This is a genomic window from Staphylococcus sp. 11262D007BW (assembly GCF_053547815.1).
This window is the reverse complement of the sequence record NZ_JBPWPJ010000001.1, coordinates 1,258,087-1,274,095: the sequence shown is the minus strand read 5'-3', so window position 1 is coordinate 1,274,095 and position 16,009 is coordinate 1,258,087. Positions and strand designations below refer to the sequence as shown.

Below are 16,009 nucleotides of genomic sequence, written 5' to 3'. Positions count from 1 at the left end.
CATAATAGTGTTTAATGAAGCGGAACAATACATCAAACAATTCAGTTCAGATGTGCGTTCCGCTTTGAATTTGAAATGATATCCTGCATATCATAATGAACTTTATTAATCATTTCATGTCATGACAGCAGTTTTTCGATACTTTAAATAAATGATTAAAACTAAAATAAAGGGGGATACAAAATGATTAAACGATACCTGGAATTTGTTAAACCCTATAAATGGCTCATTTTAGGGACCATTATAGTAGGTATTATTAAATTTGGTATTCCGTTATTGATTCCACTATTAATCAAATATGTGATTGATGACGTCATAAATAATGGGGCAATGACGGTTCAAGACAAAATGTACCATCTCACGATAGCGATGTTAATTGCTGCATTTATATTTGTCATTGTAAGACCACCAATAGAATTTTTACGTCAATATATGGCGCAATGGACAAGTAATAAGATATTATATGATATCCGAAAAAAGTTATACCACCATCTTCAAGCTTTAAGTTCTAGATTTTATGCGAATAATAAAGCAGGCGAAGTAATTTCTCGTGTCATTAATGACGTTGAACAAACAAAAGACTTCATTATGACAGGTCTTATGAACATATGGTTAGACTGTATTACGATTATTATTGCGATGGCCGTAATGTTCTTCCTAGATATTCAACTTACGATAGCTGCGATCATCATTTTGCCATTTTATATTTTAACGGTTTATTTCTTCTTCGGACGATTAAGAGCATTAACACGTCAACGTTCACAAAAGTTAGCCGAAACACAAGGCTTTTTACATGAACGTGTGAATGGGATGTCAGTCATTAAAAGTTTTGCTATTGAAGATAATGAGGCTAAAAACTTCGATGTTCGTAACCGTAACTTTTTAAATAAAGCATTCAAACATACACGTTGGAATGCTTATTCCTTTTCAGCAATCAATACCGTAACAGATATCGGACCTTTAATTGTCATTGGTTATGGTGCCTTTTTAGCAATTAACGGTTCGTTAACAGTGGGTACGCTTGCTGCTTTTGTGAGTTATTTAGAACAACTTTATGGTCCATTACGTCGTTTGGTTTCATCTTTTACAACATTAACGCAAAGTTTTGCATCAATGGACCGTGTTTTCCAATTATTTGATGAGCCTTATGATATTCAAAATAGAAATGATGCGAAGCCGATCCAAATTAAAGAAGGTCATATCGAATTTAAAGATGTTGCATTTCGCTATAATAAAGATGAACAAAATGTCCTCAATGGAATTAATCTTGAGGTTAAACATGGACAAACGGTTGCCTTTGTAGGTATGAGTGGTGGCGGCAAGTCGACGCTAATCAGTCTGATACCACGTTTTTATGATGTGACAAAAGGTAAAATATTGATAGATGATCATGATATTCAATCATTTGAAATTTCAAGTTTGCGTCGTCAAATTGGTATGGTTCAACAAGATAATATTTTATTCTCAGATACCGTAAAAGAAAATATCTTACTTGGACGTCCTGATGCAACATTTGAAGAAGTGGTTGAAGCGGCTAAAATGGCGAATGCACATGACTTTATTACGTCATTACCAAATGGCTATGACACTGAAGTCGGAGAACGAGGTGTGAAGTTATCAGGAGGTCAAAAACAAAGATTATCGATTGCACGTATCTTCCTTAATAATCCACCAGTATTAATATTAGATGAAGCGACAAGTGCGCTTGACTTAGAAAGTGAAGCAATTATTCAAGATGCTTTAGAAACGCTAAGTAATGATAGAACAACATTAATTGTCGCGCATCGTTTATCTACTATTACACATGCTGACAAAATTGTGGTCGTAGAAAATGGTGAGATTGTTGAAGAAGGTAATCATCAACAATTAATGCAACAACAGGGAGCATATTATCGACTCTACAATATACAAAATTTAAATTAATATAGACGCTTTATTAGAAGTGAGACAATTGGGATGAAACGGAGATAGAGGCTGAGGTCGAGAAGCAGCTGTTTTGATGGCTGATACGTTTTCGTCTCTCAGCTTAATATCTCTCATAATTTGATATTGGCAAAGTCGTTGATGAGCGATAATATAAAGTTGTATAGGTTTGAAAGGGGTATGGTTAAAATGCAATTTCTGACAATTTTGCAATTGTTTGTAAATATTCTCATTGTAAGTATTATAGTGATAGGGCTGATTGCCGCAATTTGGTTTTTAATTTTCGATAGAAGACAAAAACAACATAGTGTGTTACGTAATTATCCAGTGTTAGCAAGAGCGCGTTACTTTTTAGAACACATTGGTCCAGAATTAAGACAATATCTTTTCTTAAATGACAATGAAGATAAGCCTTTTACACGTGATCAATATCGTCATATTGTTATTGCTGGTAAATACAACAGTCGTGGGGATAGTTTTGGGACAGAAATGGATTATAATGAAGGATTTTTTATAAATAATGCAATGTTCCCAACTCAAAAATACGATTTACATATCAATAATCGTCAACTTGTATCAACTTTTGTTTATAAAATAAAAAGAGAAACATTTTTTAATAGAAAAGAATCCGTTGCAGAGAAGGATATTGAACCTTTTATGTTAGAAGAAGAAGATTATGTCAAACTAGGGAACAATATCAAATATCCTTATTATGCTAAACGTTTAGTAGGCCAATCTGGTATGAGTTATGGTTCATTAGGTGAACGTGCGATTACAGCACTATCTAAAGGTCTTGGTCGTGCTGAAACATGGATGAATACCGGGGAAGGTGGCCTGTCTCCTTATCACTTAAAAGGGGACGCTGACATTATCTTCCAAATCGGACCTGGGCTTTTTGGTGTACGTGATAAAGCGGGTCACTTTAATAAAGAAGCATTTATGGAGAAGGCGCAACATGAGCGTATTAAAGCTTTTGAAATCAAATTAGGACAAGGCGCTAAAACGCGCGGAGGTCATATTGAAGGCCGTAAAGTTACTGAAGAGGTAGCCAAAATACGCAATGTCGAACCATTTAAAACGATTGATTCACCGAACCGTTTTGAATTTATTGATAATGCTAAAGATTTATTAGAATGGGTAGACAGTTTACGTGAAATGAGTCAAAAACCAGTCGGCTTTAAAATCGTAGTAGGCCAAAAAGCGGATGTTCATCGTTTAGTCGAAACGATGGTTGAATTAGATATTTATCCGGACTTTATTACGGTAGACGGTGGAGAAGGCGGAACAGGTGCAACGTTCCAAGAGCTACAAGATGGGGTTGGATTGCCTTTATTTACCGCTTTACCGATTGTAGATGGGATATTAAAACAACATCATATTCGAGAACGTGTGAAAATATTTGCTTCTGGTAAATTAGTTACACCAGATAAAATCGCGATTGCTTTAGCATTAGGTGCTGACCTTGTCAATGTAGCGCGTGCAATGATGATTAGTGTAGGTTGTATTATGAGTCAACAATGTCATAAAAATACTTGTCCAGTAGGAGTTGCAACAACCGATCCTAAGAAAGAAAAAGCATTGATTGTGGAAGAGAAACAATACCGAGTCACTAACTACATCGTTAGTTTACATGAAGGGTTATTTAACATTGCTGGAGCAGTTGGTGTCAATAGTCCAACGAAAATTGGTCCAGAACATGTGACATTGAAACATAAATTAGGAAATATTGAATCAATTCATCAATATCAACTCAATTTAATTAAATCTGAATAATAACGAAAAAGAACAGAGAGAAGGCTTCATGTTGGCTTCTCTCTGTTCTTTTATTATAGGTCAAAATCTTCCTCGAGTATTTCAATATCAGGGTCAGTTGAATGATATTTAAAATAACTGAGACGTAAACGATTTAGATGTTCCAAATTATAACGATATTCTTCTAATGAGGAAATGATGTGTATAACATTAGTATAAGATAGGTCATTATCCTCTGGGTGTTTAGCGATTTCTTCTTTAAAAGCTGAGAAGATATCTTTTTTAATAGGATTTACAATAAGATGCGTATCATCATAATAAAACTTCGCTTTTTTAGTAATACTAATAAGAATTTGCTCATGAAATTGAACAAGTTCGTCAATTTCAAGTTTAAGTTGTAGAATGAAATCATCATTCATACTCATCATACTATTTTGATAACGATTTAACCTTCTTAAGACATCGTAAGCATCACGTGTCGATAGCACAATCTCTTTAAATAAAATCTTTTTACGTGTTTGGGCAAATACTTGCTTTTTAGTAAATGCACGTTCTTCTTTATAAAACTCCAATAACTGTTCAAGCTTAACAATACGCTGCCTTAGATTTTCAAGATCACTTTTAACATGATTAAATTCCGTTGCGTCATTGAGTACTAAATTGAACCATTTAAATATATCAGTAGAGATGTTTAACGAGTTATAATATATTTTTGTTTCAAATTTAGGAGGTAAAAACGTTAAGTTAACAATAAACGAACTAATAACCCCAATCATGACCAATGAAAAACGATAAAAAGCGGAAATGTAAAAGGAACCATCATGTTGACCCATTATGACTAACGCTGTAACAGTAGCAAGTGTCGCTACGTGAGCAATATTCATTTTAAATAATAGAGCGATAAGTAAAATAACAGTAGCGCCCATGATAATAATATTATTACCAAATACTGTTACCATTGCTACAGCGAGTAATGCGCCGATCACATTACCTTGAAATTGATCAATAATTGTTTTGAAGGTTCGATATACACTGGGCTGCATTGCAACTACAGCTGCAATACCTGCTACAGTAATCATGCCAGTATTCATTGGTAATAAGGAAGCAATTGAAACAGCGAGAATAATAGCGATACCTGTTTTTAATATTCTTGCGCCTAACTTCAATGAATAGCACTCCTTTAATAGTTCTAATCTCTAGCTATAAGGTTTAATCATGTTATACACCTAACTCAACATATTTTCAACTTTATAGTTGACTGAATGCGTAATCAGCAGCTTCAATCGTTTTTTGAATGTCCGCTTCTGTGTGCTCAGTTGTTAAAAACCATGCTTCAAATTTAGATGGTGCTAAGTTAATACCTTGATTTAACATCAATTTGAAAAATCGTGCAAACATTTCACCATCACTGTTATCCGCTTGATCGTAATGTGTCACTTTTTCATCTGTGAAATATAATGTTAGTGCACCATATACGCGATTGATCGTTGCTTTGATATTGTATTTTTCAATGGAAGCTTGTAATCCTTCTTCTAACATTTTGCCAAGATGATTTAGTTTTTCATAAACACCTTCTTGTTCAAGCACTTCTAATAGTGCAATACCTGCTTTCATTGAAAGGGGATTACCTGCCATTGTGCCTGCTTGATAAGCGGGTCCTAGTGGTGCTACTTGTTCCATAATATCTTGTCGACCACCGTATCCACCGATTGGTAAACCGCCACCAACAATTTTACCGAATGCCGTTAAATCAGGATAGACGCCTAATAAATCTTGAGCACCACCGTAGTGGAAACGAAATGCAGTAATGACTTCATCATAAATCACTAATGATTCATTTTCGTGAGCAATGTCATTAACTGCTTCTAAAAAGCCGTCTTCTGGTTCGACCATTCCAAAGTTACCGACGATAGGTTCGACAAGTACACCAGCTACATCATTACCCCAGTGATTCATGGCTTCTTTAAATGCCTCAATATCGTTAAATGGCACAGTGATCACTTCTTGAGCGACACTTTTTGGAACACCGGCAGAGTCAGGAGAGCCAAGTTGTGAAGGACCACTACCTGCTGCGACTAATACTAAGTCAGAATGACCATGATAACATCCAGCAAATTTAATGATTTTATTTCTACCTGTAAATGCACGTGCAATTCTAATCGTTGTCATTACTGCTTCAGTACCAGAATTGACAAATCTCATCTTTTCAAGAGAGGGAATGGCAGCTCTAAGTTTTTTAGCAAAATCAATTTCAAGTTCTGTAGGCGTTCCATATAATACACCTAATGCTGCTTGTTCTTGAATTGCTTCTGTAATATGTGGATGAGCATGTCCTGTAATGATGGGGCCATAAGCTTGGAGGTAATCGATGTATTCATTACCGTCAACATCATATAAATAAGCCCCTTTACCTTTTTCCATTACTACGGGTGCGCCGCCACCTACAGCTTTATAGGAACGTGATGGAGAATTGACGCCACCGAGTATATATTCATCAGATAATGTCTGAAGTGCATTACTCTTCTTGAAATCCATTATATATCAACCTCTTTTAATTTAATATTTTCATTACTTATCGTATCATAAAAATTAGAATAGAAATAAGGGAGAGAACAGTATGTTAAAAAAAGGGGACTCATTTCCAAACTTTTCGCTTGTTAATCAAAATGGCGAAACAATCACTAAAGATTCATTGAAAGGCCAAAAAGCAGTGATTTACTTTTATCCTAGAGATAACACACCTACTTGTACTACAGAAGCTTGTGATTTCAGAGACAATTTAGATTACTTTAATGAATTGAATACAACTGTCATCGGTGTTAGCGGCGACTCTCAGCGAAAACATCAAAATTTTATTCAAAAGCATGATTTAAACTTTGATTTACTCGTTGATGAAGATTATCAATTGTCTGATGCTGTCGAGGTATATCAAGAGAAAAAGACATTTGGTAAGGTGTCTATGGGAATCGTGAGAACTACATTTGTTCTTGATGAAGACGGAAAAATTTTAGACGTCATTGAAAAAGTAAAAGTTAAGACACAAATGGATCAACTTAAACAAATACTAGGGGAGTGATGAACATGCTTGTAGTTAGTTTGATGAGGTTAGGCGAAGAAGAATCACGTTTAAGAGAAGCATTTCCAGATGTGACATTTGAATTTTATAAACATCCATCAGCATTACCACACGCATCTCAGAATGAAATGGATATCTTAATTACATATCATCAAGAAGTAGATGAGGCATTTATTCAACAATCACCATCATTAAAATGGATTGCTTGGTATGCTACTGGTGTCAATACACTACCATTTCAAACTTTAAAAGAGAAAAATATTCAAGTGACTAATGCAAAAGGGGTCCATGCCCAACAATTAACAGAATTTTTATTTGCATTTATATTAGATGACTACAAAGAATTGAAAGAAGTATATGAAGAACAAAAACAACATGAATATAATGGGAAACGTGTAACCACATCGATTGAAAATGAAGTGATGCTATTTTTAGGGACAGGTAAAATCCCTCAACGTGCGGCCCAAGTTGCACAAGTGTTTGGTATGAAAACAATAGGCTTAAACACATCAGGACATGAAGCGGAATATTTCCACGAAACATATCCTTTAAATGAGCGACAAAATGTTTACAAAGAAGCAGATATTATTGTTAATTTACTTCCAGAAACAGAAGAAACGTACCATTTATTAACAGATGATGATTTTAAACAAATGAATGATAAAACGTTATTTATTAATATCGGAAGAGGTACAATTGCTAAAGAGGAGACAATTGTAACAGCACTTGAAAAGCAATGGATTCGAAAAGCTTATTTAGATGTGTTTGAGGAGGAGCCATTAGATCCTTCGTCTAAATTATACCAATTAGATAATGTATTTTTAACGAGCCATATCACAGGAAGTCACAAAACAAATAAACACAAAGCTACAGATATTTTCGAACACAATTTGACGCATTTTATCAATAATAATGAACTAGTTGAGAATGTTGTCGACATAAGTAGAGGATATTAACATATACATTGACAATGCAGGGGCTTAAGCATTATATTATTATTAAGTAATAATGATTATTAACTAGAAAGACGGGTGAAAAACATGGCTGCAGAATTAGAATCGCATGAGCATTTGTTAGAAGAGTCAATAGCAACTTTAAGACAAGCAGGTGTACGTATTACACCGCAACGTCAAGCGATTTTAAATTTTCTTATTCAATCAGATGCACATCCAACTGCTGATGAAATTTATCAATCATTATCACCTGATTTTCCTAATATAAGTGTTGCAACCATTTATAATAATCTAAAAGTATTTAAGAAAACAGGCATTGTCAAAGAGCTTAGTTATGGTGATGCATCAAGTCGTTTTGATTTTGATACGCAAAATCATTATCACGTTATTTGCGAAAACTGCGGTAAGATTGTAGATTTCCATTATCCGCTATTACATGAAGTGGAACAATTAGCACAACATGTAACGAACTTTAATATTTCGCATCATCGTATGGAAATATATGGTATCTGTGAAGAATGTAGAAATAAAAATCAATAATCATAATGAAGTGATTAGAAGCGTTAGTTATAATGTAGAGGTTAAACTAAGAGGATGGGACAAATGAAAGTTCCATCCTCTTTATTTATAGTGCGCCCGGCATGGGTAACATCTTGACGGTGAAAGTCCGTTACAGGCTTGGTAGTAGGAACTGTTAGCGAAGGACAAGGGTGTCCACTGCGAAGTGGAATCTGAAGGAAGTCGGACGCAAACACTCGCACTGACGAACAGAAACATCATACTAAGGCTATGTAGAATGGATGAATCTGCTATACAAGATAAAGTCCTATACTACCCGAGTTCTATATAGTAAATGATGTGGTGACATGAGTGGAAAGAGGTTACACCTTACCCGGGGAGGTCTCATAAGCGATTCGTAGAATCGTAGTAACAACGAATTATGAGAAATCAGCAGAAGTCATAGTAGGTATAAACATATCGAAGGACTGAACAATATTAAATACAAAGTAAAGAATGGAGGTTATAGATTTACGGTGTGCAGAAAACGGTTTATACCGGCAACTTATAGAAAGATAAGTAGTGGAACGAAAAAAGGATATATAAGTGTGTACAGTAAATCTTAGGTGAAATGAAAGAAATGTATCGTGAGTCTCCATCTTTGATGGAACTTGTTGTAAGACCAAACAACATTGAAAAAGCAATTAAGAAAGTGAGAAAGAACAAAGGTGCACCTGGAATTGATGGTATGAGTGTTAGTGACTTGAATAGGCACTTCTCGCAGTACTTTCCTCAAATTCGAAAGAAACTGCTTGATGGTACATACAAACCACAAGCAGTAAGGAAAGTTGAAATCCCAAAATCAAATGGGAAAAAACGAGTGTTGGGTATTCCTGTCGCAAGAGATAGAGTTATCCAACAAGCCATTAAACAAGTCATTGAACCTAAAATTGACCGTACATTTTCAAATCACAGTCATGGTTTCAGACCAAATCGTAGTACAGGTACTGCATTGAAGCAATGTGCATTATACTATGAAGAAGGTTATTCAGTCGCAGTCGACTGCGACTTAAAACAATGTTTTGATATGTTAAATCATGACAAGTTAATGTATCTATTTGAGCGTCATATCCAGGATAAAACTATTTCTAAGTTCATTCGTAGAAGTCTACAAGTTGGTGCCATTGACCTCAATGGTAACTACAAGAATAAAGAAATCGGTGCACCGCAAGGTGGCGTTATATCGCCGCTATTATGTAACATCTATCTGCATGAATTAGATAAAGAACTGGAAAAACGTGGACATCGTTTTATTCGCTACGCTGATGACTTCGTCATCTTTGTGCGTTCAAAACGAGCAGGCCAACGTGTTATGGAGAGTGTGACAAAATTCATCGAAAAGGATCTTAAACTTATTGTAAATAAGGAAAAGAGCAAGGTAGGTGCAGTCACACGTTTAAAGTTCTTGAGTTGTCTAATGACCAAAGTAAATGGCATTTATCGTTTCAGACCGACTATGGAAGCAAAAAGAAGTTTAAAACGCTCCTTAAGACGCCTAACGAAACGAAATAGACCAGGTACCTTCAGACAGATTATAACAGAAATCAATCAAGTGACTCGAGGGTGGATAAATTATTTTGGTAGAGGGTTTATTAAAGGCTTTTTAACAAAAGTACAATCATGGCTAAACCGTCGTATTAGACAACTGATTCTTAAAAGATGGAAGAAAACGAAAACAAAATACAAAATGTTACGTAAATATGGACTTGACCATGATAGCGCAATGAGAGTTTCACAATCACGTAAGAAGTATTGGCGACTCTCAAGTGTAAAAGAAGTCCATCGTGCGCTTACAACAAAACAACTCTACGAGTGGGGACTAATACCTTTAGTCCACCTCGCAGAGCTGGCTTACGCAAGATATTGAACCGCCGTGTACGGAACCGTACGCACGGTGGTGTGAGAGGACGAATAACCAAATAATGGTTATTCTCCTACTCGATTTGTTAAATAGGCTATTTAAGCAGAAGAATTAGTGCTTTTAACCAAAAAAGTGTTAGTTTTCAATATGAAGGAAATATTTATGCATATTATCCTATTAGAAAGTATTGACGGTCTATTGTTAACTTGATATGATGTAAAAGTCGCTGAAACAAAAGGCGATAAAACATTAAACGAAAGTTAGTTCTTTTAAGAAAATGTAAAAAGTGTAAAATTAACTCTTGCATATTTCTTAAGAACATAATAATATAGTTAATGTTGAAAAAACAAAACAAATTGCAAAAACAAGTTATCAAAAAAAGTTTTAAAAAAGACTTGACTTAGTAAAAACTAAGTAGTATAATGATTACTTGTAACGCATAAAAATGAACATTGAAAACTGAATGACAATATGTCAACGTTAATTCCGATAAAATAGTGTTGAAACGCTAAAGTGTGATTGACTTAATCAATCAACGAGCTAAATCAAGCTTACTCTAATATGGAGAGTTTGATCCTGGCTCAGGATGAACGCTGGCGGCGTGCCTAATACATGCAAGTCGAGCGAACTGACGAGGAGCTTGCTCCTTTGACGTTAGCGGCGGACGGGTGAGTAACACGTGGGTAACCTACCTATAAGACTGGAATAACTCCGGGAAACCGGGGCTAATGCCGGATAACATTTTGAACCGCATGGTTCTACAGTGAAAGACGGTCTTGCTGTCACTTATAGATGGACCCGCGCCGCATTAGCTAGTTGGTAAGGTAACGGCTTACCAAGGCAACGATGCGTAGCCGACCTGAGAGGGTGATCGGCCACACTGGAACTGAGACACGGTCCAGACTCCTACGGGAGGCAGCAGTAGGGAATCTTCCGCAATGGACGAAAGTCTGACGGAGCAACGCCGCGTGAGTGATGAAGGTCTTCGGATCGTAAAGCTCTGTTGTTAGGGAAGAACAAATGTGTAAGTAACTGTGCACTTCTTGACGGTACCTAACCAGAAAGCCACGGCTAACTACGTGCCAGCAGCCGCGGTAATACGTAGGTGGCAAGCGTTATCCGGAATTATTGGGCGTAAAGCGCGCGTAGGCGGTTTTTTAAGTCTGATGTGAAAGCCCACGGCTCAACCGTGGAGGGTCATTGGAAACTGGAAAACTTGAGTGCAGAAGAGGAAAGTGGAATTCCATGTGTAGCGGTGAAATGCGCAGAGATATGGAGGAACACCAGTGGCGAAGGCGGCTTTCTGGTCTGCAACTGACGCTGATGTGCGAAAGCGTGGGGATCAAACAGGATTAGATACCCTGGTAGTCCACGCCGTAAACGATGAGTGCTAAGTGTTAGGGGGTTTCCGCCCCTTAGTGCTGCAGCTAACGCATTAAGCACTCCGCCTGGGGAGTACGGTCGCAAGACTGAAACTCAAAGGAATTGACGGGGACCCGCACAAGCGGTGGAGCATGTGGTTTAATTCGAAGCAACGCGAAGAACCTTACCAAATCTTGACATCCTTTGATCGCTCTAGAGATAGAGTTTTCCTCTTCGGAGGACAAAGTGACAGGTGGTGCATGGTTGTCGTCAGCTCGTGTCGTGAGATGTTGGGTTAAGTCCCGCAACGAGCGCAACCCTTAAACTTAGTTGCCATCATTAAGTTGGGCACTCTAGGTTGACTGCCGGTGACAAACCGGAGGAAGGTGGGGATGACGTCAAATCATCATGCCCCTTATGATTTGGGCTACACACGTGCTACAATGGACAATACAAAGGGCAGCGAAACCGCGAGGTCAAGCAAATCCCATAAAGTTGTTCTCAGTTCGGATTGTAGTCTGCAACTCGACTACATGAAGCTGGAATCGCTAGTAATCGTAGATCAGCATGCTACGGTGAATACGTTCCCGGGTCTTGTACACACCGCCCGTCACACCACGAGAGTTTGTAACACCCGAAGCCGGTGGAGTAACCATTTGGAGCTAGCCGTCGAAGGTGGGACAAATGATTGGGGTGAAGTCGTAACAAGGTAGCCGTATCGGAAGGTGCGGCTGGATCACCTCCTTTCTAAGGATATATACGGAATATCACCTTCAGGTGATAAGCGGATTAACGTGACATATTGTATTCAGTTTTGAATGTTCATTCGAACATTATATAATGGGCCTATAGCTCAGCTGGTTAGAGCGCACGCCTGATAAGCGTGAGGTCGGTGGTTCGAGTCCACTTAGGCCCACCATTTAAATGAATTTAATATCCTTTAAGGGGGCTTAGCTCAGCTGGGAGAGCGCCTGCTTTGCACGCAGGAGGTCAGCGGTTCGATCCCGCTAGTCTCCACCATTTAAATTTATTGTACATTGAAAACTAGATAAGTAAGTATAGATTTTACCAAGCAAAAACCGAGTTACAAGCGAACGCTTGAAACAAACAATTATCGCTAGTCGTTGAAAAACGACTCACATAATTAATAACTGGTGATGGTAACGTTTGGCATTGATAGATGAATGTTTTTAACCACAAGAGGTGATTGAAAGCGTTTGTCAGTTAGCGAATTTCTTGATGAGCGAAGCGAAGTTTACTTATTGTAAATGAGTAAGTGAAGAAAGAAATGAGATGGAATGCGAACGCTTATCAACACATCTAGATTAAGTTATTAAGGGCGCACGGTGAATGCCTTGGCACTAGAAGCCGAAGAAGGACGTTACTAACGACGATATGCTTTGGGGAGCTGTAAGTAAGCTGTGATCCAGAGATTTCCGAATGGGGAAACCCAGCACGAGTCATGTCGTGTTATCCATGTGTGAATTCATAGCACATGAGAAGGTAGACCCGGAGAACTGAAACATCTTAGTACCCGGAGGAAGAGAAAGAAAAATCGATTCCCTGAGTAGCGGCGAGCGAAACGGGAAGAGCCCAAACCAACAAGCTTGCTTGTTGGGGTTGTAGGACACTCTTATGGAGTTACAAAAGAATGAGTTAGACGAATAACCTGGAAAGGTTAATCAAAGAAGGTAACAATCCTGTAGTCGAAAGCTGATTCTCTCTTGAGTGGATCCTGAGTACGACGGAGCACGTGAAATTCCGTCGGAATCTGGGAGGATCATCTCCCAAGGCTAAATACTCTCTAGTGACCGATAGTGAACCAGTACCGTGAGGGAAAGGTGAAAAGTACCCCGGAAGGGGAGTGAAAGAGAACTTGAAACCGTGTGCTTACAAGTAGTCAGAGCCCGTTAATGGGTGATGGCGTGCCTTTTGTAGAATGAACCGGCGAGTTACGATCTGATGCAAGGTTAAGCAGGAAATGTGGAGCCGCAGCGAAAGCGAGTCTGAATAGGGCGAATGAGTATTTGGTCGTAGACCCGAAACCAGGTGATCTACCCTTGGTCAGGTTGAAGTTCAGGTAACACTGAATGGAGGACCGAACCGACTTACGTTGAAAAGTGAGCGGATGAACTGAGGGTAGCGGAGAAATTCCAATCGAACTTGGAGATAGCTGGTTCTCTCCGAAATAGCTTTAGGGCTAGCCTCAAGTGATGATTATTGGAGGTAGAGCACTGTTTGGACGAGGGGCCCCTCTCGGGTTACCGAATTCAGACAAACTCCGAATGCCAAATAATTTAACTTGGGAGTCAGAACGTGGGTGATAAGATCCATGTTCGAAAGGGAAACAGCCCAGACCACCAGCTAAGGTCCCAAAATATATGTTAAGTGGAAAAGGATGTGGCGTTGCCCAGACAACTAGGATGTTGGCTTAGAAGCAGCCATCATTTAAAGAGTGCGTAATAGCTCACTAGTCGAGTGACACTGCGCCGAAAATGTACCGGGGCTAAACATATTACCGAAGCTGTGGATTGTCCTTTGGACAATGGTAGGAGAGCGTTCTAAGGGCGGTGAAGCATGATCGCAAGGACATGTGGAGCGCTTAGAAGTGAGAATGCCGGTGTGAGTAGCGAAAGACGGGTGAGAATCCCGTCCACCGATTGACTAAGGTTTCCAGAGGAAGGCTCGTCCGCTCTGGGTTAGTCGGGTCCTAAGCTGAGGCCGATAGGCGTAGGCGATGGATAACAGGTTGATATTCCTGTACCACCAACAATCGTTTTAAGCGATGGGGGGACGCAGTAGGATAGGCGAAGCGTGCTGTTGGAGTGCACGTCCAAGCAGTGAGACTGAGTGTTAGGCAAATCCGGCACTCATAAGGTCAGGCTGTGATGGGGAGAGGAAATTGTTTCCTCGAGTCGTTGATTTCACACTGCCGAGAAAAGCCTCTAGCTAGATATTTGGTGCCCGTACCGCAAACCGACACAGGTAGTCAAGATGAGAATTCTAAGGTGAGCGAGCGAACTCTCGTTAAGGAACTCGGCAAAATGACCCCGTAACTTCGGGAGAAGGGGTGCTCTTTGGGGTTCACGCTCCGAAGAGCCGCAGTGAATAGGCCCAAGCGACTGTTTATCAAAAACACAGGTCTCTGCTAAACCGTAAGGTGATGTATAGGGGCTGACGCCTGCCCGGTGCTGGAAGGTTAAGAGGAGTGGTTAGCTTCTGCGAAGCCACGAATCGAAGCCCCAGTAAACGGCGGCCGTAACTATAACGGTCCTAAGGTAGCGAAATTCCTTGTCGGGTAAGTTCCGACCCGCACGAAAGGCGTAACGATTTGGGCACTGTCTCAACGAGAGACTCGGTGAAATCATAGTACCGGTGAAGATGCCGGTTACCCGCGACAGGACGGAAAGACCCCGTGGAGCTTTACTGTAGCCTGATATTGAAATTCGGTACAGTTTGTACAGGATAGGTAGGAGCCTTAGAAGCGTGAGCGCTAGCTTACGTGGAGGCATTGGTGGGATACTACCCTAATTGTATTGGATTTCTAACTCGCAGCACTGATCGTGCTGGAAGACAGTGTCAGGCGGGCAGTTTGACTGGGGCGGTCGCCTCCTAAAGTGTAACGGAGGCGCTCAAAGGTTCCCTCAGAATGGTTGGAAATCATTCAAAGAGTGTAAAGGCATAAGGGAGCTTGACTGCGAGACCTACAAGTCGAGCAGGGTCGAAAGACGGACTTAGTGATCCGGTGGTTCCGCATGGAAGGGCCATCGCTCAACGGATAAAAGCTACCCCGGGGATAACAGGCTTATCTCCCCCAAGAGTTCACATCGACGGGGAGGTTTGGCACCTCGATGTCGGCTCATCGCATCCTGGGGCTGTAGTCGGTCCCAAGGGTTGGGCTGTTCGCCCATTAAAGCGGTACGCGAGCTGGGTTCAGAACGTCGTGAGACAGTTCGGTCCCTATCCGTCGTGGGCGTAGGAAATTTGAGAGGAGCTGTCCTTAGTACGAGAGGACCGGGATGGACATACCTCTGGTGTACCAGTTGTCGTGCCAACGGCATAGCTGGGTAGCTATGTATGGACGGGATAAGTGCTGAAAGCATCTAAGCATGAAGCCCCCCTCGAGATGAGATTTCCCAACTTCGGTTATAAGATCCCTCAAAGATGATGAGGTTAATAGGTTCGAGGTGGAAGCGTAGCGATACGTGGAGCTGACGAATACTAATCGATCGAAGACTTAATCAATTTTAATAACTCAGGCGATTGCTTGAAAATCTACTTACTATCTAGTTTTGAATGTATAATACATTCAAGTTTATCTGGTGCCAATGGCAAAGAGGTCACACCTGTTCCCATGCCGAACACAGAAGTTAAGCTCTTTAGCGCCGATGGTAGTCGGACTGACGTTCCGCAAGAGTAGGACGGCGCCAGGTAAATACATATCGGAGAATTAGCTCAGCTGGGAGAGCATCTGCCTTACAAGCAGAGGGTCGGCGGTTCGAACCCGTCATTCTCCACCATTTT

General features: G+C 39.7%; 8 protein-coding genes, 3 tRNA genes and 3 rRNA genes. 12 read left to right on the top strand and 2 right to left on the bottom strand.

Annotated elements, in window-relative coordinates; genetic code table 11:
• Positions 1 to 183 precede the first annotated feature (183 nt).
• Both ACEE93_RS06305 and ACEE93_RS06300 read left to right on the top strand, forming a co-directional pair.
• Positions 184 to 1,923, top strand: coding sequence for an ABC transporter ATP-binding protein (locus ACEE93_RS06305; protein WP_449155853.1), 1,740 nt, complete (start codon positions 184 to 186; stop codon positions 1,921 to 1,923).
• A 189-nt stretch (positions 1,924 to 2,112) separates the two neighbouring features.
• Positions 2,113 to 3,696, top strand: a complete 1,584-nt coding sequence (locus tag ACEE93_RS06300; RefSeq protein ID WP_449155854.1) for an FMN-binding glutamate synthase family protein — start codon at positions 2,113 to 2,115, stop codon at positions 3,694 to 3,696.
• A 53-nt stretch (positions 3,697 to 3,749) separates the two neighbouring features.
• On the opposite strand, the gene ACEE93_RS06295 is transcribed toward ACEE93_RS06300, so the two are convergent.
• Both ACEE93_RS06295 and ACEE93_RS06290 read right to left on the bottom strand, forming a co-directional pair.
• Positions 3,750 to 4,841, bottom strand: a complete 1,092-nt coding sequence (locus ACEE93_RS06295) for an FUSC family protein (protein WP_449155855.1) — start codon at positions 4,839 to 4,841, stop codon at positions 3,750 to 3,752.
• Between the two features lie 82 nt (positions 4,842 to 4,923).
• Entirely contained in the window at positions 4,924 to 6,210 is a 1,287-nt protein-coding gene (locus ACEE93_RS06290; RefSeq protein WP_449155856.1) for a glutamate-1-semialdehyde 2,1-aminomutase, read from the bottom strand.
• A gap of 82 nt (positions 6,211 to 6,292) precedes the next feature.
• On the opposite strand from ACEE93_RS06290, the gene bcp reads away from it, so the two are divergent.
• From bcp to ACEE93_RS06240, 10 genes are all read left to right on the top strand, one after another.
• Complete coding sequence (gene bcp, locus ACEE93_RS06285) at positions 6,293 to 6,751, top strand: thioredoxin-dependent thiol peroxidase (protein ID WP_449155857.1); 459 nt, start codon at positions 6,293 to 6,295, stop codon at positions 6,749 to 6,751.
• Between the two features lie 5 nt (positions 6,752 to 6,756).
• Positions 6,757 to 7,707: a phosphoglycerate dehydrogenase gene (locus ACEE93_RS06280; protein WP_449155858.1), complete on the top strand. Its 951-nt coding sequence runs from the start codon at positions 6,757 to 6,759 to the stop codon at positions 7,705 to 7,707.
• A gap of 84 nt (positions 7,708 to 7,791) precedes the next feature.
• Positions 7,792 to 8,244 carry a peroxide-responsive transcriptional repressor PerR gene (gene perR / locus ACEE93_RS06275; RefSeq protein ID WP_449155859.1) on the top strand — a complete coding sequence of 151 codons (453 nt, stop codon included), beginning with the start codon at positions 7,792 to 7,794 and terminating at the stop codon, positions 8,242 to 8,244.
• A gap of 598 nt (positions 8,245 to 8,842) precedes the next feature.
• Entirely contained in the window at positions 8,843 to 10,129 is a 1,287-nt protein-coding gene (ltrA, locus tag ACEE93_RS06270) for a group II intron reverse transcriptase/maturase (protein WP_449156320.1), read from the top strand.
• Positions 10,130 to 10,681: 552 nt separating this feature from the next.
• A 16S ribosomal RNA gene (locus ACEE93_RS06265) occupies positions 10,682 to 12,232 on the top strand.
• Between the two features lie 95 nt (positions 12,233 to 12,327).
• A tRNA-Ile gene (locus ACEE93_RS06260) sits at positions 12,328 to 12,404 on the top strand.
• Positions 12,405 to 12,429: 25 nt separating this feature from the next.
• Positions 12,430 to 12,505: transfer RNA gene (locus tag ACEE93_RS06255), tRNA-Ala, on the top strand.
• A 303-nt stretch (positions 12,506 to 12,808) separates the two neighbouring features.
• Positions 12,809 to 15,730: ribosomal RNA gene (locus ACEE93_RS06250) — 23S ribosomal RNA — on the top strand.
• A 73-nt stretch (positions 15,731 to 15,803) separates the two neighbouring features.
• Positions 15,804 to 15,918: ribosomal RNA gene (gene rrf / locus ACEE93_RS06245) — 5S ribosomal RNA — on the top strand.
• The 16S, 23S and 5S rRNA genes sit together here with 3 tRNA genes alongside, the layout of an rRNA operon.
• Positions 15,919 to 15,929: 11 nt before the next feature.
• Positions 15,930 to 16,005 (top strand) — tRNA-Val (locus ACEE93_RS06240).
• The last annotated feature ends 4 nt before the right edge of the window (positions 16,006 to 16,009 follow it).

Bases quoted from the DNA above. Each gene is read 5' to 3' on its own strand.
- ACEE93_RS06305 (WP_449155853.1), top strand. From the start codon at position 184: ATGATTAAACGATACCTGGAATTTGTTAAACCCTATAAATGGCTCATT.
- ACEE93_RS06300 (WP_449155854.1), top strand. From the start codon at position 2,113: ATGCAATTTCTGACAATTTTGCAATTGTTTGTAAATATTCTCATTGTA.
- ACEE93_RS06290 (WP_449155856.1), bottom strand. From the start codon at position 6,210: ATGGATTTCAAGAAGAGTAATGCACTTCAGACATTATCTGATGAATAT.
- bcp (WP_449155857.1), top strand. From the start codon at position 6,293: ATGTTAAAAAAAGGGGACTCATTTCCAAACTTTTCGCTTGTTAATCAA.
- ACEE93_RS06280 (WP_449155858.1), top strand. From the start codon at position 6,757: ATGCTTGTAGTTAGTTTGATGAGGTTAGGCGAAGAAGAATCACGTTTA.
- perR (WP_449155859.1), top strand. From the start codon at position 7,792: ATGGCTGCAGAATTAGAATCGCATGAGCATTTGTTAGAAGAGTCAATA.
- ltrA (WP_449156320.1), top strand. From the start codon at position 8,843: ATGTATCGTGAGTCTCCATCTTTGATGGAACTTGTTGTAAGACCAAAC.